Genomic DNA, 18,798 nt, shown 5'->3' with positions numbered 1-18,798 from the left:
AAGACTTTCTGAAAAGCGTTCACTTCAGGTAGCCGAGCGGACTCAGAACGTAGAGAATACCGGCCAACGGGGCCTCATCGGCCCACCACGCGCCAAAAAGATCTTATAGATATTTATCCCAAAATTAAGGATTGGTCGCCGAGTACACACGTCGGACTCGGCACCGCGACCCGGCCGGGCGACGCCGCCGGGAGCCCGGAGTCGGGGTCGACCGGAAAGACCGCCACCGCGTCGGCCCGCTCCTCCGCGATGTAGAGGTGCCCGCCGAGCAAGGCGAGGTGCCGGGGCCAGTCGCCGATGCCGGAGACCTCCGCCAGATAGCGGGGCGACTCGCCGTCCAGCGCGAACACCGCGACCGTGCCGACGCCCCGGTTGGCCAGGTAGAGGAACCGGCCGTCCGGGCCGACCGCGATCTCCGAGGGCTGGACGTGGCCCGGCCGCCGGCTGGCCGCGACCCGGGCCCGCTCGACCGGCCGGCCGTGGTCGTCGAAGGCGTACGCGGTGACGGAGGCGTCCAGCTCGCCGACGAGGAAGCAGCGCCGCCCGTCCGGGTGCCGGGCCAGGTGCCGGGGGCCGGTGCCGGGCCGGGTCGGTATCCGGCCGGTGGGGTGCAGCCGCCCCTGCGGGTCGCGGTCGTACCGGTAGAGCGAGTCGGTGCCGAGGTCGACCGCGAGCAGCCCGGTACCGGCCGGGTCGGGCGAGACCATGTGCGCGTGCGGCCCGGCCTGGCGGTCCGGTACGGGCCCGCGCCCGTCGTGCCTGACCAGGTCGGTCCGGTCACCCGGCGCCCCGGTCGGGTCCAACGGGTGTACGGCGACACTGCCGCTGCCGTAGTTCGCCACGAAGAGGAACTCCCCGCCCGGGTCGACGGCGAGGTGACACGGCTCGGCGCCACCGGTGGACCGGACCGCGAGCGGGGTCAGCGCACCGCCGGAGTGGATCGTCCAGGCGCTGACCGTGCCCTCCGGCAGCTCGTTGACCGCGTAGAGCACGGGTAGCCGGGGATGCCGGGCCAGGAAGGACGGCGACGGCGTGCTCGCCACCACGCCGAGTACGTCGAGCCCGCCGGTGGCGGCGTCCCGGCGGGCGGCCACGATGCCCGTACCACGGCCGCCGCTCTGCCCGGTGTAGCAGCCGATGTAGACGATCCCCGCGCCGTCGGACATGCCCGCTCCCGTTCCCGGCCGACCGCACCCGGTCACGCCGCTCCGGCACGATCAAACCAGAACCCGCCTCCGCCGGAGCGACGATCACGTCCGGCCGGGCTCGACGATCTTCCGGCCGCCGACGGTTTCCTATAGGATCTTCGATCATGAACGGCCTGCTCCGGCCAGCCCGCCGGACCACCCTCGCCGACGACGTGTACGAGTCGGTGCGGACCCTCGTGATGGACCACGCCGTGGCCCCCGGCGAGCGGATCAACATCGACGCGCTGGCCCGCCGGCTGGAGGTGTCGCCGACCCCGGTCCGCGAGGCCCTGGCCCGACTGGAGTCCGACGGGCTGGTCCGGAAACGGCCGCTGGCCGGTTACACCGCCGCACCGCTGCTCACCCGGGCCGAGTTCGACGAGCTGGTGGAGATGCGACTGATCCTGGAGACCGCCTCGGCGCGGCGGGTGGCCGAACGGTTCGCCCGGCGACCCATCGACGGCGGGGACGGTGACGGCGACGGGTCCGGCGGGCCGGCCGGCGAGCTGGCCGAACTCCGCCGCGAGGCCGAGCTGCCCGACCAGGTACCCGGCACCGAGGGCTTCGCCGCGATCGCCGCCTTCACCGCGCAGGACGCGCGCTTCCACCACCTGCTCGCCGAACGCTCCGGCAACCGGATGCTGCACTCGGCGGTGGTCCGGCTCCGCGCCCACCTGCACCTGTTCCGGCTGCACTTCCCCACCGCGCATTACGGGACCAGCGCCCGGGAGCACCTGCGGATCGTCGACGCCGTCGGCACCGGCGACCCGGACGCCGCCGGCGCCGCCATCCGCGACCACCTGCTCGCCGCCGCCGACCGGCACCTGCCGTTCTTCGAAGGAACCCGATGCGGATAGCTCTCTTCGTGACCTGCGTCAACGACCTGGTCTACCCGGCCACCGGCCGGGCCGTGGTACGCGTACTGGAGCGGCTCGGCCACACCGTCGAGTTCCCGGTGGAGCAGTCCTGCTGCGGGCAGATGCACGCCAACAGCGGCTACCGGGCCGAGGCACTGCCCCTGGTGCGGGGCTTCGTCGACACCTTCGGCCGGTACGACGCCGTGGTGGCCCCGTCCGGTTCGTGCGTGGCGATGGTGCGGGAGTCGTACCCCCGGCTCGCCGGTCCGGACCCGGGCCTGGCGGCGGCGGTCGCCGACCTCGCGCCCCGGGTCTACGAACTCTCCGAGCTGCTGGTCGACGTGCTCGGGGTGACCGACGTCGGTGCCGCCTTCCCGCACCGGGTGACCTACCACCCGACCTGCCACGGCCTGCGGATGCTGCGGCTCGGTGACCGGCCGCTGCGGCTGCTGCGCGCGGTACGCGGCCTCGACCTGGTGGCGCTGGCCGGTGCCGAGGAGTGCTGCGGCTTCGGCGGCACCTTCGCGGTGAAGAACGCCGACGTCTCCGCCGCGATGCTGGCCGACAAGTGCGCGGCGGTCTGCGACACCGGGGCGGCGTACGTGGCGGCGGCGGACAACTCCTGCCTGGCGCACATCGGCGGCGGCCTGTCCCGGCGTGACGGCACCGGGCCGGGCGGCCCCCGCGCCATCCACTACGCGGAGATCCTGGCGAGCACCGGGGAGCGGCCGTGACCGGGCGGGCCGGGTCGGCGCCCGGGCGCGGTCGGCGGGGTACCGGGCCGCAGCGGGCGCCGTCGACACCCGGCGGCGCCGGACCGAACGAGGAGCGGGGATGACCGCGGGTACCGGGAACATCGTCGCGCCGCTGCCGTTTCCGACGGCGGCCCGGCGCGAACTGGCCGATGGGCAGCTCCGGGCCAACCTGCGCCGGGCCACCCACACCATCCGGGACAAGCGGCTCCGGGTGGTCGGCGAGGTGCCGGACTGGGAGGCGCTGCGCCGCTCCGGCGCGGCGATCAAGGACGACGTGCTGGCCCGCCTGCCGGAACTGCTGGAACAGTTCGAGGCGGCCGCCACCGCCGCCGGGGCCACCGTGCACTGGGCCCGGGACTCGGCCGAGGCGTGCGCGGTGGTCACCGAGCTGGTCCGGCGGACCGGCAGCACCGAGGTGGTCAAGGTCAAGTCGATGGCCACCCAGGAGATCGGCCTCAACGAGGCGCTCGCCGAGGCCGGCATCGCGGCGGTCGAGACCGACCTGGCCGAGCTGATCGTGCAGCTCGCCGACGACACCCCGTCGCACATCCTGGTACCGGCGATCCACTACAACCGGCGGCAGATCCGGGACATCTTCGCCAGCCGGATGCCCGGGGTCGACCTCGACGCGCTCACCGACGACCCGCCCGCGCTCGCCGAGGCGGCCCGCCGGCACCTGCGGGCGAAGTTCCTCAGCGCCAGGGTGGCGATCTCCGGCGCCAACTTCGCGGTCGCCGAGACCGGCACTCTGGTGGTGGTGGAGTCCGAGGGCAACGGCCGGATGTGCCTGACCCTGCCCGAGACGCTGATCTCCGTGGTGGGTGTGGAGAAGCTGCTGCCGACCTTCCGCGACCTGGAGGTCTTCCTGCAACTGTTGCCCCGCTCCTCGACCGGGGAGCGGATGAACCCGTACACCTCGCTCTGGACCGGGGTCACCCCGGGGGACGGGCCGAACGACCTGCACATCGTGCTGGTCGACAACGGGCGTACCGAGACGCTGGCCGATCCGGTGGGCCGGCAGGCGCTGCGCTGCATCCGCTGCTCCGCCTGCCTGAACGTCTGCCCGGTCTACGAGCGGGTCGGCGGGCACGCGTACGGGTCGGTCTATCCGGGCCCGATCGGCGCGATCCTCTCCCCGCAGCTGACCGGGCCGGACTCGGGCGCGAACCGCACCCTGCCGTACGCCTCGACGCTCTGCGGCGCCTGCTTCGACGCCTGCCCGGTCCGGATCGACATCCCCGAGGTACTCGTGCACCTGCGGCAGCGGGGCGTGGACGCGCGCCGGGGCCGGCCGTCGGCGGAACGCACCGCGATGCGGGCGCTGTCCTGGGTGATGCGGGACCGCCGCCGGTACGCTGCCGCGCTCCGGGCCGCCCGGCGCGGTGCCGCCCCGCTGCGCCTGGTCGCCGGCGCACGCGGGCAGGTACGCCGGCTGCCGTGGCCGTTGTCGGCCTGGACCGCCAGCCGGGACGCCCCGCTGCCGGCCAGCCAGACGTTCCGGGACTGGTGGGCCGGGCGGGGCCGCACGAACGAGAAGGAGGACCGGTGGTGACCGTACCCGGCTCGGCCCGGGAGGAGATCCTGGCCCGGATCCGGGCGGTCCGGCCCAGCGGAGTGGTGCCGGTCCCCCGGGACTACCGCACCGCACCACCGCCCGGCACCGCGACGGGGACGGCGCCGGACGGGGAGCTGATCGAGCTGCTGGTCGACCGGCTGGTCGACTACCGGGCCACGGTCCGCCGCTGCGGGCCGCAGGAGCTGCCCGGAGCGCTCGCCGAGCTGCTGGGCGAGGTGCCGACCGTGGTCGTACCGCCGCAGGCGCCGGCCGAGTGGCTGTCGGCGTACCTCGGCCGGACCCGCCGGGACGGCGACCCGGACCCGCTGACGGTGGCCGACCTCGACGCGCCGGGCGTGGCCGTGGTCACCGGCTGCGCGGTGGCGATCGCGCAGACCGGCACGCTGCTGCTGGACGGCGGACCGGACCAGGGGCGCCGGCTGCTCAGCCTGGTACCCGACCACCACCTCTGCGTGGTCCACGCCGCGCAGGTGGTCGGCGGGGTGCCGGAGGCGCTCACCCGGCTCACCGACCCGACCCGGCCGATCACCATGGTCTCCGGGCCGTCGGCCACCAGCGATATCGAACTCGACCGGGTGGAGGGCGTGCACGGGCCGCGCCGGCTGGACGTGCTGGTGGTCACCGGCTGAACCCCGGCCGGCGGTCCCGGCCGGCACGGCGCGCGGCAACGCGGCCCCGGACCGCCCGCCACCGACCGACACCGGCCGGCGACCGGCGGGGCCGGGTGGTCAGTTCGCCGAGACCCGCTCGGCGCGGCGGGCGGCGACGTGCTCCACCAGGGTGACCAGCACGACCTTGCCGGACTGCCGGCTGCGCGCGTCGCAGAGCACGACCGGCACGTCCGGGTCCAGGTCGAGCGCGCCGCGCACCGCATCGACGCTGAACCGCTTGGCCCCGTCGAAGCAGTTCACCCCGACCACGAACGGGATGCCCCGGCGTTCGAAGTAGTCGACCGACGGGAAGCAGTCGGCGAGCCGGCGGGTGTCGGCGAGCACCACCGCGCCGAGCGCGCCGAACGCCAACTCGTCCCAGAGGAACCAGAACCGGTCCTGCCCCGGAGTGCCGAAGAGATAGACCTGGAGATCGGAGTTGATGGTGATCCGACCGAAGTCCATCGCGACGGTGGTGGTCTGCTTGCCCTCCACGCCGTAGAGGTCGTCGGTGCCGGCCCCGGCGTCGGTGAGCACCTCCTCGGTCTGCAACGGACGGATCTCGCTCACCGCGCCCACCAGGGTCGTCTTGCCGACCCCGAAGCCACCGGCGATCAGGATCTTCAGGGCGAGCGGGATCCGCCGCTTCGCCGTCCCCTGATCAGAGAGCCCGGAGTCCATTGACCACCGCCTTGAGGATGTCGTCGTCGGGGAACTGGCGCGAGGTGGGTGGGTCGTACATCAGGATCCGGCCGCTGGTGAGCAGGTCGCCGAGGAGGACCCGGACCACACCCACCGGCAGGTTGAGGTCGGCGGCGAGGTCGGCGACGGTGATCGGCTGCTGCGCCCGCGCGATGATCGCCCGCTGTTCGGGTTGCGGCTGCGGGCCGTCGTCGCCGTCCTCGTCCGGCGGCCCGGCCACCACGAACGCCATCAGGTCGAACCGGCCCGCCGACGGCTGGACCCGACCACCGGTCATCGTGTACGGCCGGACCACCGGCCCGGCGTCGTCGTCCAGCCAGTCGTGGTGCGGTCCGGGCGCGTCACTCCGCATCTGCCGGCGCCCGGGATGTTCGGCTCGGCGCGGACAGGTTCTGCCCCACCCGGGTCACCAGCATCGCCATCTCGTACGCGATGACGCCGATGTCCGACGCGGCACTGGCCAGTACGGCGAGACAGGCGCCCTGACCGGCGGCGGTGACGAAGAGGAAGGCGGACTCCATCTCGATCACGGTCTGCCGGACCGGCCCCGCCTGGAAGTGCCGGCTGGCCCCCTTCGCCAGAGACTGGAAGCCGGCCGCCATCGCCGCCATGTGTTCGGCGGCCTCCTGGCCCAGGTCCTGCGACGCGGCCATCAGCAGGCCGTCCGCGGAGAGCAGTACGGCCTGCTGCGCGGACGGTACGCGCTCCACGAGGTCGTCGAGCAGCCAACTGAGGTCCGCACCCGGCTTCGTCGTGTGCACCACTCACCCGTCCCCTTCAGAATTCGTGACACCCGGATCGGTGACCCGGGAGGTGGCTTCGGAGGTGTCGCCGGGCCGCGTCAGGTCCTCGGCGTCCCGCCGTCCCCGCGCCGTGCCGGACTGCAACGCGGCCATCACCGCCCGGACCTGCTCCGCGGTACGCGGCTGCGGCTCGTCCGGCTCCCCGTCGGCGGTTGCGCCGGCAGCAGCGGTGGAACCCGCGGACCGGTCCGGGCCGGCCACGGGTCCGTTGCGCAGTTGCGGCGCGAGGCTCTTCTGCCGGATCCGCCGGGGCAGGCCGTCCGCGCCGACCGGGCCGGCGGCCGGGCGTGCCGGGCCGCCAGTGGCCGGTACCGCGCCGCCAGTGGCCGGTACCGCGCCGCCAGTGGCCGGTACCGCGCCGCCAGTGGCCGGTACCGCGCCGCCAGTGGCCGGTACCGCGCCGCCAGTGGCCGGTACCACCGGGAGGACGACGGTGTCGTCGTCCATCGCCGGACGCGGCACCGGCCCGGCCGGCGTCGTGCTGGCCGGGGCGGCGGTCGGCGACGTCGTGCCCGCGCCGGTCGGGATGGCGGTCGCCGGAGTCGTGCTGGTCGCGGTGGGGTTCGCGGCGGTCGGATCGACGCCGCGCCGCCGCAGCGTACCGGCCTTCGGCGCCCGTGCTCCGGACCGCCGGGCGACCTCCGGCCCGTCATCGACGGCGCCCGGGTCGGCGCTGGAGTCGGCCTGGTCGGAGGTAGGCGCCTCCGGCGCGGTCCGGACGGCCGTCGGCTCCGCTGCGCCGTCGGCCGCCGGGGTCGGCTGTGGTGTCTCCGGGCGGCTGGCGGCGACCAGCGCCGCCAGGGCCGCGCCCGCCTTGCGCCGCGGCCCGAGCCCGGTGGTCGAGCCAGGTTCCACGGGCGGCTCGTCGCCGTCGGCGGAGACCCGGGCGGTCCGCCCGGACCGTGCCGGCACTTCGATCGTCTCCGAGCCGTCCGCGCCACCGGCGATCCGGCCGGCGGGGCCGGTGCGCCGGGTCGTAGCGTCCGGCTCCGCACCGGACCCGTCGCCCCGGTCACCGGTCGAGGTGGAGGTGGAGGTGTCGGGTACCACGAGGTCACCGGGAATGAGCACGACCGCCGTGACGCCGCCGAACGGGGAGGAACGCAACTGGACCCGTACGCCGTGCCGGGCGCCGAGCAGGGCGACCACGAACAGCCCGAGCCGGGCGCTGTTCGCCGGGTCGAAGTCCGGCGGGTCGGCCAGTCGGCGGTTGGCCTGCTCGATCGCCTCGGTGGCCATCCCCAGGCCCCGGTCCTCGATCTCGATCGCGTACCCGTTCGAGACCACCTGCCCGGTGACCTGTACCCGGGTGTGCGGCGGCGAGAACGACGTCGCGTTCTCGATCAGCTCGGCGAGCAGGTGGATGACGTCGCCGACCGCCCGGCCGGCAGTGGCCGCCGGTGCCACGTTGGCCAGGTCGACCCGGGCGTAGTCCTCGACCTCGGAGATCGCGCCCCGGATCACGTCCACGATGGAGACCGGGTTGCGCCAGCCCCGGCCCGGCGCCGCTCCGGCGAGCACGACGAGGTCCTCGGCGTGCCGCCGCATCCGGGTGGCCATGTGGTCGAGCCGGAAGAGGTCCTCCAGCTCGTCCGGCTGGGCCGCCCGCCGCTCCATCCGGTCCAGCAGCGCGAGCTGGCGGTGCAGCAGGGTCTGGCTGCGCCGGGCGATGTTGAGGAAGACGTCCCGCAGACCGCTGCGCAGCGCGGCCTCGTCGATCGCCGATGCGATGGCGGTGCGCTGCACCTCGCTGAACGCCTGGCCGAGCTGGCCGATCTCGTCCTGCCCGTAGTCGAGCGGTGGCGCCTCGGCCTCGACGTCCACCTCCTCGCCCCTGCGTAGCCGCCCGACGACGTCGGGCAGCCGTTCGTCGGCCATGTTCAGCGCGGCGGCGCGCAGGCTGGTCAGCCGCCGGACCAGGGACCGGCCGATCCGCCACGCGATGATCGCCGAGAGAAGTACGGCGACGAAGCCGAGCAGGCCGGCGAGCCCCAACCGGAGCAGGATGCCGGCAGCCACCGGCCGACTGCGCTCGGTGAGCGATTCGGCACCACTCAGCTCGAAGTCGCGCAGTTGCCGCTGGACGGAGTCGTAGCTGCTCTGCCATGTCCGGGCGTCGACCGGCAGCGTGCTGCCGCCACCCCGGCTGATCAGGTCGTCCTCCAACCGGCGCAGCCGGACGTACCCGTCCCCTTCGGTGAGCTGCTGGTACGCCACCCGGTCGGCGTCCGGCAGCTCCGCCGTCGCGGTCGAGTAGAGGAACCGCTGGGTGCCGACGATCTGGACGAACTGGGCGTGCTCGCCCGGCGCGAAGCGCCCCGCGGTGAACGCCCCGGCGAGCAGCGCGTCGGCCTGGGCCATCACCTCGCGGGCCCGGCCGAGTTCGGTCAGGCTCCGCGCCTCCCGGGAGAGCGTGTCGTCCGGCAGCGTGTTCAGTGCGGAGAACGTCCGGAACGCGGCATCGATCACGCCGCTGTAGAGGCCGAGCGCTCCGCTGGCGTCGACGGTGCGCCGGTCGATGAAGACCCGTCCGGACCGCAACGCGTCGATCGCGGTGAGCAACTGGTCGATCCGGGCGTCGAGCAGCGCGCCGGTGGTGTCCCGCAGGTCGGCGTCGGAGGTCCGGCGCCGGAACTCGGCTATCGCCCGGTCGGTACGGGTCCGCTGGTCGGCGAGGGCCGTGGTGGCGGTCGGGTCGACCAGTTGCCGGACCGAGATCCGGCGCTCCTGCTGCAACTCCACCACCAACGCCTCGCCGGGCCGCCCGACCTCGTCCAGCAGGGTCTGCGCGGCGAGCAGACTCGACGCGGGCCCGATGGTGAGCGTGGTCGCGAAGATCCAGAGCGCCGACAACGCGAGGATCGGCACGGCGACCAGCGCGACGATCTTCGAGCGGATCGGCCAGTTCTGGGTTTTCATCAGACCTCGCCGGAAGGGGATATGTCAGGGTCGACACCCGCACCGGCGGCCCGGCGGCTCCGGCCAGAGTCCGAGGGTCACGGGCGCGCGTGCCTTCGGCAGGATACGTAATCCACGCCGTGTGCACTACCGCACGAGGGGCTTCTAGTTGATCCAATCTGGAAAATAGATTGATGACTGTCTTCCTCAATTGATCTCGACACCCATCGATGGGGTCGGCCAGGGGCGCCGCCGATCCCATCCAGACATGCCGATCAGATCCGCCGGGTGACCGCCGGAAACGCGCCCGTACGGCCGCCGTGGCGGCGACGGCCGGGCCAGGGCCGGGGCCGGGTCGGCCGCCCCGACAACCGGGATGGCCATTGCGGTGACCGGGGATGGGCCGATCGGACCGACCCACCCCCACCAGCAATTCCTGCCGGATATATCACTCCGGGACGGCGATCCCGGGCGTCACCGGCGGCGGCGCGGCCCACCCGGCCACCGGCCGACCGGCTACCGCCGGTGCCGCCCCGCTCCGGCCCGGCGCAGCCCGACCGCCAGCGCCAGGTACGGCAGGGCGAGCAGTCCGAAGACCACACCGTGCCCGGCGACCGTCGAGGCGAGGGCGTACCCGCCGTACACCCCGATGGTGACCAGTTCGGTGCCGAGCCCGGCCAGCGAGGTCACCGTGGCCCTCGCCGGCCCACCGATGCTCTCCTGGAGGCGTACGTCGGCCACCAGGCTGGCCATCTGCAGGGCGCAGAACGCCGCCGCCACCAGTACGAAGCCCGCCGGTCGGCCGGTCAGCGCACCCACGGCCAGGGCGATCGAGGCCGCCCCGACCGTGCCGGCGAACCGTCGCGCCGTCAGCCGCTGCCCGAGCGGGGTGAGCAGCCCGCCCAGCATCACCCCGGCCCAGACCAGCAACACCAGCAGCGGCACGCCGGCCGCCGGAGCGACGTCGCCGGCCAACAGCGGCACGTACTCCTCCAGTCCGCCCCAGATGCCGACCATCGCCGGCAGGAGCAGCAGGGCCCGGCGTACCGGCGGGCTGTTCCGGGCCTCGGCCAGCGCCACCCGCAGGATCGCGAGCTGGCCGGGCGCCCCGGTCTCGGCGACCGGTGCCGGGGTGAGCCGTACGAGGTCACCGGATGCCCCGGCGCTGCCGCCGAGCCCTCCACCGGACCCGGGGTCCACGGTCTCCGGCCCGGCGGGCCGGAGAGCGGTCGGTGCCGGTGCCCGGTGTTCCGGCAGTGCCAGCCCCACGGCCGCACAGAGCAGGCTGGCCAGCACGCTGGCGACCCCGACCGCGGGGTAGCCGCCGACCGCGAAGACCGGGGTGGCGACCGCGATGGCCAGCAGCGCGCCGAGCAGGCTCACGGTGCTGGCCCGGCCGATCACCCGCCCGTACCGGTCGGCCAGGCCGAGCCGGTCGAGTTCGTCGTAGAGCAGGGCCTCGGAGGCGCCGGACTGGAGCGCACCCCGTGCGCCCCAGAGCACGAAGCCGAGCGCGAAGACCCAGTAGGAGGGTGCCGCGACCCAGAGCCCGAAGCCGACGGCGCCGAGCAGCGGGGCAGCGCCGAGCAGCAGCCGCCGGGACACGGCGTCGGCCCAGACCCCGGACGGGATCTCGAGGACGATCCCGGTCAGCGACCAGATGACGAAGAGCGAGGAGATCTGCGCGACGGAGAGCCCGGTGTCGGTGAAGAGCAGCGCGTACACCGGGTAGAGCAGGACGAAGTCGTCCAGGAACGCGTAAAGGTAGAAAGTGGTGGTCAACCGACGCGCGCGAGCTGTCGGCGCGGGTGACGAGATGACGGGCATGAGGCCTTCCCACGGGGACGATCCGGACTCGGAAATCGGGTCACGGACGTCCCGGGCGGGCCCCGGCAGCGCGGGCCGGGCCGGCCTCCGGCGGGAAATTAATGTCGGTGCGTCATGCGGGCAGTCTAGGCGGTCGGCAGGCTCGGTGGCAGTCGGGAAATGCGCCCCGGGCGGGGCGCGGGGCGACAGTCCGGGCCAACCGGCGGGCAGCCAGATCCGTCCCGGCAAGCGATCTCGACACCGGAGGGGTCCGCACGGGGTGCGCGGCGGGCCACAGCCGACCGCCGGCCCGACGTGCCCGACGTGCCCGACGTGCTCGGAGCGCCCGGCGTGCCCGGCGTGCCCGACGTGCCCGACGTGCCCGGAGCGCTCGGAGCGCTCAGCGTGCTCAGCGTGCTCGGCGTGCTCGGCGTGCTCGGCGTGCTCGGCGTGCTCGGCGGCGAGCCGGACAAGCGTCCCCGCCCGGCCGTTCCGGACAGTTTTCCCGCTCAGGCCCCCTACGGGCGGTTCCTACCGCTGCGAGCCGGTTCCCGCCGGCCGGCACGAAAGTGTGCCCGATCTGGATTGGTGATCAGGGCACAGCGGGAATACCAGGAGACGAAGGAGGAGCCATGTCGCCCATAGAAGTCGTCCTCATCGTCCTAGTGGTCCTCGCCGTCGCGGCAGCCGTACCGGCCATCTGGGTGGCCAGCCGCCGCCGCGCCCTGCGCAGCCGGTTCGGCCCGGAGTACGACCGGGTGGTCGCCGAGCAGCAGAGCCGGTCCGCCGCCGAGCACGAACTGCGGGAGCGCGAACGCCGGCACGCGGAGTTGACGCTCACTCCGCTCTCCGCCGAGTCCCGCCAGCGCTACGCGGCCGACTGGGAGGAGATCCAGGCCCGGTTCGTCGACTCCCCGGCCGAGGCGGTGGGGGCGGCGGACGAACTGGTCACCCGGCTGATCGCCGAGCGCGGCTATCCGATCGGCGAGTACGACGACCAGCTCGCCCACCTCTCCGTCGAGCACGCCCGCACCCTGACCCACTACCGGGACGCGCACGAGATCCAGCTCCGCAACGAGCGCGGCGAGGCCAGCACCGAGCAGCTCCGCCAGGCCGTCGTGCACTACCGGGAACTCTTCGCCGACCTGCTCGGCGAGGAGCCCGTACGCCAGCCCTCGGACGGGACCCGTCCGGACACCCCGCAGGACGTACCGAGCCGGTGAGGAGGCACTCTGCCATGCGTCAACAGCAGACCGACAACGGCGACGCCGACGTGACCCGCTCCGCGCCGGTAACGGCGACCGGCCCGGGTCGGGCCGAGGCCGGCGAGACCGAGGATCGGCGGAGCCGGTATCCGGAGGGCACCGGCGACCAGGGTCCCGACGCGCTCGACGAGCGGGGCTCGTACGACAACGACCTCGCCACCAGCGGCTCGGGACCGGCCTTCTCGTCCGACCCGGCCGCCGCCGCACGCGCCCGGGACGACCGGCGCGGCGAGAGCCGGTCGGCGGACGACCGGGCCGAGGACGCGGCGCTGGACGACGACGCGCTGCCCGAACGCTCAGCGACGGGCCGCACCGGAGACCCCGACAACGACACCGGAAGCACCGGTGACCGGGGTGACCTGGCCGACGCCAGTCAGGCGGACGCCGCCGGCGGCCCCGACGAACCGGCCGCCGAGCCCACCGGGACGGTCTACGCCACCGCCGGAGCGGACACCACCGGCAAGGACGCGGCCGGGGCGGACACCACCGGCAAGGACGCGGCCGTCGATCCGGACGGCACCGCCCGGATCGACGGGCCGGAGCGGGCCGGCGACGCCGACGAGGAGCGCGGCGACGCCCGGGACGACTCCGGCACACCGGAGTTCCACGAGCCGGCGCCGCTGCCCACCAGCTTCGGTGCCGCCACCGTCGGCGGCGCGGCGGCGGCCGCCGCGCTGGCCGGCAGTCACCGCGACCCCCGCAACGAGGACACGGTCCGCGCCGGGGACGGGCCGGCCGACGACCGGATCGACGGGGTCGGCGACGAACGGGCCGAGGGGGTTGGCGACGAACGGGCTGAGGGGGTCGCCCGGCAGGGGGTACCGGACCGAAGCCTCGGTGCGGCCGACGCCGCCACCGCCACCCGGACCGGCGCGCCGGCGTCCGGCGGTGTCGAGCCCGATCCGCCGGTCGACCCGCTGGGCCGGCCCGTGCCGGAGGGCTCGGCGGTCGGGGTGGCACACCCGGTGAACCCGGACGTGCTCAGCGCGGGCAATCCCGACGCGCTGACCGGCGGAACCCGCGCCCCGGCGCAGGCCGGTGGACGGGACGAGACGGCCACGACAGGCGAGACCGCCACGACGGATTCCGGCGGGACAGCGGACGGCGGGCTGCCGCCCGGTGCCGCGCCGGCCGAGCCGATCGTCGCGATCCTCGACCAGGAGGCGGTGCAGGGCTTCCGGGACCGCTGGCGGGAGGTGCAACTCCGGTTCGTCGACGACCCGCCGGGTGCCACCGAGGAGGCCCACCGGCTGGTACGGGAGTCCGTGGAGGCGGTCACCGCCGCCCTGTCCCGACAGCGTGACGAACTCGCCGGCTGGCAGGACGACGGCGGGACCGACACCGAGCGGTTGCGGATGGTGGTACGCCGGCACCGGGACTTCCTGGACCGGTTGCTCGGCCGGTAGCCCGGCCCCCTGACGGCTCCCCGATGCCCGCCGACGACGGTGGGCGCCGGGGAGCCGTCGGCGATCCGGAGTCACCACCGGGCAGAGGCGTGAAAACTCTTCACCTCGGGTAGTAGGCCCCTCGCCCCCGGCGGAAGGTGTGCACCGGGTAACGGACGGACCGAGCGTACGGACGAAGGTGACGGTGTGGACAGCGGCCTGCGGCTGGACATGAACGCCCTCGACTATCTGATCCTGGCGCTGTACTTCGGCACCGTGCTCGGTGTCGGCATCGCGGCCCGCCGGGCGATCCGGACCAGCGTGGACTTCTTCCTCTCCGGCCGGTCGCTGCCGGCCTGGGTGACCGGGCTCGCCTTCGTCTCGGCCAACCTCGGGGCGCTGGAGATCATCGGCATGGCCGCCAACGGCGCCCAGTACGGCCTGATGACGCTGCACTACTACTGGATCGGCGCCGTACCGGCGATGGTCTTCCTCGGCATCGTGATGATGCCCTTCTACTACGGCTCCAAGGTACGCAGCGTGCCGGAGTACCTCCGGTTGCGCTTCAACCGGCCCGCCCACCTGTTCAACGCGCTCAGCTTCGCGGTCGCCCAGGTGCTGATCGCCGGGGTCAACCTCTACGCGCTCGCCCTGATCATGCAGGCCCTGCTCGGCTGGCCGCTCTGGCTCTCCATCGTGGTCGGCGCGCTGATCGTGCTGGCCTACATCACCATCGGCGGGCTCTCCTCGGCGATCTACAACGAGGTGCTCCAGTTCTTCGTGATCCTCGCCGGCCTGGTCCCGATCACCGTGATCGGGCTGGCCAAGGTCGGCGGGATCGACGGGCTGTGGGACGCCGTGCGCGGCTCGGACCTGGGCGAGGCCGGACTGCACACCTGGGCGGACACCGGCAGCACCGCCAACCCGCTGGGCGCGAGCTGGATCGGCATCGTCTTCGGGCTCGGCTTCGTGCTCTCGTTCGGCTACTGGACCACCAACTTCGCCGAGGTACAGCGGGCGATCTCGGCGAAGGACATGAGCGCGGCCCGGCGTACGCCGATCATCGCGGCGTACCCGAAGATGGTGATCCCGCTGGTCACGGTGATCCCCGGCCTGGTCGCGGTGGTCACCGTCAACGGTCTCGGCGCCGAGACCGGCGACCTGACCTACAACAACGCGATCCCGCTGCTGATGCGCGACCTGCTGCCGACCGGCGTGCTCGGGGTGGCGGTGACCGGCCTGCTGGCCTCGTTCATGGCCGGCATGGCGGCCAACGTCAGCGGCTTCAACACCGTCTTCACCTACGACATCTGGCAGGCGTACGTCCGGAAGGACCGGCCGGACGGGTACTACCTGCGGGTGGGCCGGATCGCCACCGTCGCCGGGGTGCTGGTCGGGATCGGCACCGCGTTCATCGCGGCCGGGTTCAACAACATCATGAACTACATCCAGGTGCTCTTCTCGCTGTTCAACGCGCCGCTCTTCGCGACCTTCATCATCGGCATGTTCTGGAAGCGGATGACCGCCTGGGCCGGGTTCTGGTCGTTGCTGACCGGCACCCTCGGCGCGCTCGCCACCTACCTGCTCTACAAGGCCGGGGTGCTGCCGTTCGACTCCGACCTGGAGGAGAGCTTCTGGGGTGCCGGCGTCGCGTTCGTGCTGGTCGCGATCGTCGCGGCGATCCTCACCCCGCTGACCTCCCGCAAGCCCGACGACGAGCTTCGCGGCCTGGTGTACGGGCTCGCCGGCACGGACGGCCGGCAGGCCCTGCTGGCCGGCGACGCCCGCTGGTACCGCTCGCCGCTGCTGCTCGGCGGGATCGCGCTGGCCCTCTCCGCACTGCTCTACCTGCCGGTGCTCTGAGGGGCCGCACCGCAGGCGTCCAACCGGGACGGTCGACGCCGACAGCGAGAAGGGACGAGGCGATGGAAGACCAGAACCGGCCGCCGGGCGGAGCGCCGCCGGACTCCGCCGAGCAGGAGCGCCAGTCGGCGGCCGCCCGGCTGTTCGACATCCGCCGGGTGATCGGCGGGCTGTTCGTCGCGTACGGCGTGATCGTCGGACTGGTCGGCGTCTTCGACGGCGCGTCGGCGGTGGAGAAGGCCCAGGGCATCCGGATCAACCTCTGGGCCGGACTGGCCATGCTGGCACTCGGGCTGGGCTTCCTGCTCTGGCAGTGGCTGCGCCCGATCGACCGGGAGTGACGTCGTGCCGCCGGGCCCGGACCGGACCGGGGTGGGTGGTGACGGGTGGGGAAAGGCATGGCGCGGGTCGTCCGGGGTAGTCGAACCGGAGGACCGGTCAGCCGCACGTCGCATCCGGACAGGAGGGCAGCAAACATGACGGAGCGCGATCCGACCCGCAACCGGCCGCTGGAGGAGAGCCCGGAGGTGGCCGCCGCGATCGAGGACGACACCGCCGTACCGCAGCTCGCCTCCGACGGCGGACCGAGGGCCGAGAACCCGGACTTCGTGGACCCGGAGGACGTCCCCGGCGACTTTCCGCCCACCGACGACCTGCTCGGCGATCCGCACGGGCAGGGCGCGGGCAGCGCGGGCGACACGCGTACCGGGGCCGAACAGCCGTGGGACCCGGAGGACCTGGCGATGGCGCAGGGCCGCGACCCGACCCCGGAGAACGTGCGGCGGGCCAGCGAGGAACTGGACCGGGAGGGTACGGCGGCCGCGGTGGAGAAGACGGTGCCCTGACCGGAGCAGCCGGCCGGAGCAGCCGGCCGGAGCAGCACCGGCGGTCCCCGCCCGGCGTGTGACGCGCCGGACGGGGACCGCCCTGTGGTGTCGCTGTGTTGCTGCCCCAGTTGCTACCAGCCGATCAGAGCGCCGGGTAGGCGTTCTGCATGAGCTCGGTGAGCTGCGCCGGGAACCAGGCACCCGAGATCGGGGCGCCCGAGAGCGCGCCGCTCATGTTGTTCTGGTTACGCGGGTTACCGGTGTACGTCGGGTCGCACATCCGGTCGAAGCCCTTGCCCTCGTCGTTCTCGATCTCGGTGCTGGAGCCGTCCGACTCGCCCGGAGGCTTGATCCAGACGTACGCGTCGATCCCGCTGGCCGGAGCTGCCCGCGGCCGCTCGCCGAGGCCGGCGCCGCTCTGGTTGCACCAGTTGCCGAGGTGGATCCGCTGGTCGATCCGGGAACCGTCGACCTGCTCGTCGACGGTGCCCGAGGTGACCGGGCCGGTGGGCCGGTCCGAGCCGCCCCAACCGTTACGCGAGGTGTCGATCAGCATGCCGATGCCGCTGGAGAAGCCCTGCGAGACCAGCTCGGTGCGGAGAGCCTGGGCGAACCGCTGCTCGTCCACGTACCGGTTGTAGTCGATCCACTTCGAGAGCCGGTTCTGCTCGGTCACGTTGAGGTAGGGCTCCAGCGTGGCCGAGTAGTTGGCGGTGTTGGCGATGAAGCCGTGCACGTTGGCCTGGGTGCTGCCCTCGGCGCGGGCGGCCTCGGCGAAGATCTGCGCGGAGGCCCGGAAGTTGTCGTCCCACCCGATCCAGCCGTGGTGACCGGCGTCGATGTAGTTGTAGACGTTCGGGACCGCACCGAGCTTGGCCAGGGCGTAGCCGACACCCTTGACATAGTTGCCGTTCGCCTTCATGGTGTCGCACTGCGCCGTCGCGGTCTCCCGCGGCGCCACGTTGGTGACCAGGTTCGGCAGCGAGTCGATCTCGATGATCGTGATGATCCGGAGGCTGCTGTACTTCGAGTCAGCCATGATCGCCGCGATCGGGTCGATGTACTCCGTCTTGTACTTGGGCAGCTCGTCGGCCTTGAGCTCGCCGTTCGAGGCCAGCGCCGCACAGTCCCGGCCGGGCAGGTTGTAGATGACGACCTGGATGTAGCCGGCACCCTGCGCCAGCGCCTCGTCCAGGTGGTCCCGCAGGCCCATCGGGCCGTTCGAGCTGCTATCCGGGGTGCCTTCGATCGCGGCGATCCGGTCCAGCCAGACGCCCGTCGGGGTGTTGGAGATCCGGTTGCCGCCGGAGACGCTCTCCGCCTTGGCCTTCCACTCCGGGTTCACGTAGCCGCTGGCACCCGCGTACGGGTTGTCCACCCGCGCCGCGGGGTTGCTGGTCGGGTTGCCGGTCGGCGGGTTGGTCGGGTTGCCGGTCGGCGGGTCGGTCGGCGTGGTGCCGTTGCAGGCCGTCCCGTTGACGCTGAAGGACGTCGGCGCCGGGTTGCTGCCGTTCCAGGAACCGTTGAACCCGATGCCGGTGGAGGCGCCGGTGGCCAGGTTGCCGTTCCACGACACGTTCGTCGCGGTCACCTGGGTGCCCGACTGGGTCCAGTTGGCCGACCAGCCCTGGGTCACCCGCTGGTTCGCGTCCGCGAAGCTGAAGCGGAGGGTCCAGCCGTTGATCGCGTCACCGACGTTCCGGATGGTGATGTTGGCGCTGAAACCACCCTGCCACTGGTTGGTGCTGTAGGTGACGCTGCACCCGGGGGCCGCCTGGGCCACCGAAGCCGGGATGGTGACCAGACCGGCGGCGACCAAAGCGCTCGCACCGGCCACCGCGACGGCTTTCTGCCGGACGGACAATCTACTCCGTAAATTCATGCCACTGATCTCCTTGGGCCAGCCGGTCACGTCAGGCGGACCGGCGCGGCGGTAACACGGACTCGCGTCAGGTGGGTACGTCCGTGGACGCCATGGGGGACTGCGGTATGCCCGACCCGGACGGGCGCAACTGGTGGTGGTGCCGACCGCGGTCAGCGGCCGTGTTGACGCCGTCCGGTGAACCGGCTGCCCTCGGCGTCTGCTGCGCGGTGTGGCTCCCCCAGCACAGTGGATGAATTCTTGCATGGGAGCGCTTCCACCACAACACCCCGACAGTGATGGATGACGATTCCCTGCTCGCGCCGGCCGTCGCCCGTCGTCGGCCGCGACCTGCGGTGGCAC

General features: G+C 73.2%; 17 protein-coding genes. 10 read left to right on the top strand and 7 right to left on the bottom strand.

Translation table 11 applies throughout. The annotated features are described in order from the left end of the window. Positions 1–113 precede the first annotated feature (113 nt). Entirely contained in the window at positions 114–1,166 is a 1,053-nt protein-coding gene (locus tag ACQEVC_RS16060; protein ID WP_432877927.1) for a lactonase family protein, read from the bottom strand. 146 nt (positions 1,167–1,312) lie between these two features. On the opposite strand from ACQEVC_RS16060, the gene ACQEVC_RS16055 reads away from it, so the two are divergent. The 4 genes from ACQEVC_RS16055 to ACQEVC_RS16040 all read left to right on the top strand — a co-directional run bounded on the left by ACQEVC_RS16055 (position 1,313) and on the right by ACQEVC_RS16040 (position 5,004). Beyond that, the gene (locus ACQEVC_RS16055) at positions 1,313–2,044 is read left to right on the top strand and encodes a GntR family transcriptional regulator (protein ID WP_432877925.1); all 732 of its coding nucleotides are present in this window, start codon (positions 1,313–1,315) and stop codon (positions 2,042–2,044) included. Next, entirely contained in the window at positions 2,035–2,778 is a 744-nt protein-coding gene (locus ACQEVC_RS16050) for a (Fe-S)-binding protein (RefSeq protein WP_432877923.1), read from the top strand. The genes ACQEVC_RS16055 and ACQEVC_RS16050 overlap by 10 nt, the downstream gene beginning before the upstream one ends. A gap of 100 nt (positions 2,779–2,878) precedes the next feature. Beyond that, complete coding sequence (locus tag ACQEVC_RS16045; protein ID WP_432877920.1) at positions 2,879–4,351, top strand: lactate utilization protein B; 1,473 nt, start codon at positions 2,879–2,881, stop codon at positions 4,349–4,351. Beyond that, on the top strand, positions 4,345–5,004 hold the full coding sequence (locus tag ACQEVC_RS16040) for a LutC/YkgG family protein (protein WP_432877917.1): 660 nt from the start codon (positions 4,345–4,347) through the stop codon (positions 5,002–5,004). Before ACQEVC_RS16045 ends, ACQEVC_RS16040 begins: the two co-directional genes overlap by 7 nt. Before the next feature lie 99 nt (positions 5,005–5,103). On the opposite strand, the gene ACQEVC_RS16035 is transcribed toward ACQEVC_RS16040, so the two are convergent. From ACQEVC_RS16035 to ACQEVC_RS16015, 5 genes are all read right to left on the bottom strand, one after another. Next, positions 5,104–5,706, bottom strand: coding sequence for a GTP-binding protein (locus ACQEVC_RS16035; protein ID WP_432877915.1), 603 nt, complete (start codon positions 5,704–5,706; stop codon positions 5,104–5,106). Next, complete coding sequence (locus ACQEVC_RS16030; RefSeq protein WP_432877913.1) at positions 5,687–6,079, bottom strand: DUF742 domain-containing protein; 393 nt, start codon at positions 6,077–6,079, stop codon at positions 5,687–5,689. The genes ACQEVC_RS16035 and ACQEVC_RS16030 overlap by 20 nt, the downstream gene beginning before the upstream one ends. Beyond that, positions 6,069–6,491, bottom strand: a complete 423-nt coding sequence (locus ACQEVC_RS16025) for a roadblock/LC7 domain-containing protein (protein ID WP_432877910.1) — start codon at positions 6,489–6,491, stop codon at positions 6,069–6,071. The genes ACQEVC_RS16030 and ACQEVC_RS16025 overlap by 11 nt, the downstream gene beginning before the upstream one ends. Continuing rightward, complete coding sequence (locus tag ACQEVC_RS16020) at positions 6,492–9,449, bottom strand: nitrate- and nitrite sensing domain-containing protein (protein WP_432877908.1); 2,958 nt, start codon at positions 9,447–9,449, stop codon at positions 6,492–6,494. It lies immediately after the preceding gene. A gap of 495 nt (positions 9,450–9,944) precedes the next feature. Further along, positions 9,945–11,255 carry an MFS transporter gene (locus tag ACQEVC_RS16015; protein ID WP_432877905.1) on the bottom strand — a complete coding sequence of 437 codons (1,311 nt, stop codon included), beginning with the start codon at positions 11,253–11,255 and terminating at the stop codon, positions 9,945–9,947. Between the two features lie 303 nt (positions 11,256–11,558). Here ACQEVC_RS16015 and ACQEVC_RS16010 point away from each other — a divergent pair, with 303 nt between their 5' ends. The 6 genes from ACQEVC_RS16010 to ACQEVC_RS15985 all read left to right on the top strand — a co-directional run bounded on the left by ACQEVC_RS16010 (position 11,559) and on the right by ACQEVC_RS15985 (position 16,592). Continuing rightward, on the top strand, positions 11,559–11,879 hold the full coding sequence (locus ACQEVC_RS16010) for a hypothetical protein (RefSeq protein WP_432877902.1): 321 nt from the start codon (positions 11,559–11,561) through the stop codon (positions 11,877–11,879). After that, the gene (locus tag ACQEVC_RS16005; protein WP_432877899.1) at positions 11,867–12,457 is read left to right on the top strand and encodes a hypothetical protein; all 591 of its coding nucleotides are present in this window, start codon (positions 11,867–11,869) and stop codon (positions 12,455–12,457) included. The genes ACQEVC_RS16010 and ACQEVC_RS16005 overlap by 13 nt, the downstream gene beginning before the upstream one ends. A 14-nt stretch (positions 12,458–12,471) precedes the next feature. Continuing rightward, positions 12,472–13,905, top strand: coding sequence for a hypothetical protein (locus ACQEVC_RS16000; RefSeq protein ID WP_432877897.1), 1,434 nt, complete (start codon positions 12,472–12,474; stop codon positions 13,903–13,905). A 210-nt stretch (positions 13,906–14,115) separates the two neighbouring features. After that, complete coding sequence (locus tag ACQEVC_RS15995; RefSeq protein ID WP_432891444.1) at positions 14,116–15,747, top strand: sodium:solute symporter family protein; 1,632 nt, start codon at positions 14,116–14,118, stop codon at positions 15,745–15,747. Between the two features lie 62 nt (positions 15,748–15,809). After that, positions 15,810–16,088, top strand: coding sequence for a hypothetical protein (locus tag ACQEVC_RS15990; protein ID WP_432877894.1), 279 nt, complete (start codon positions 15,810–15,812; stop codon positions 16,086–16,088). 135 nt (positions 16,089–16,223) lie between these two features. Next, positions 16,224–16,592 (top strand): hypothetical protein, encoded by a 369-nt coding sequence (locus tag ACQEVC_RS15985; RefSeq protein ID WP_346260544.1) that lies wholly within the window; start codon positions 16,224–16,226, stop codon positions 16,590–16,592. 124 nt (positions 16,593–16,716) lie between these two features. Here the strand turns inward: ACQEVC_RS15985 and ACQEVC_RS15980 are convergent, their stop codons facing one another. Beyond that, positions 16,717–18,456 carry a glycoside hydrolase family 6 protein gene (locus tag ACQEVC_RS15980; RefSeq protein WP_432877891.1) on the bottom strand — a complete coding sequence of 580 codons (1,740 nt, stop codon included), beginning with the start codon at positions 18,454–18,456 and terminating at the stop codon, positions 16,717–16,719. Positions 18,457–18,798: the final 342 nt, after the last annotated feature.

Origin of the sequence: Plantactinospora sp. CA-294935 (assembly GCF_050936445.1) — a bacterium.
In the GTDB taxonomy this organism is placed as follows: domain Bacteria; phylum Actinomycetota; class Actinomycetes; order Mycobacteriales; family Micromonosporaceae; genus Plantactinospora.
This window is presented reverse-complemented; position numbering and strand designations above follow the sequence as displayed.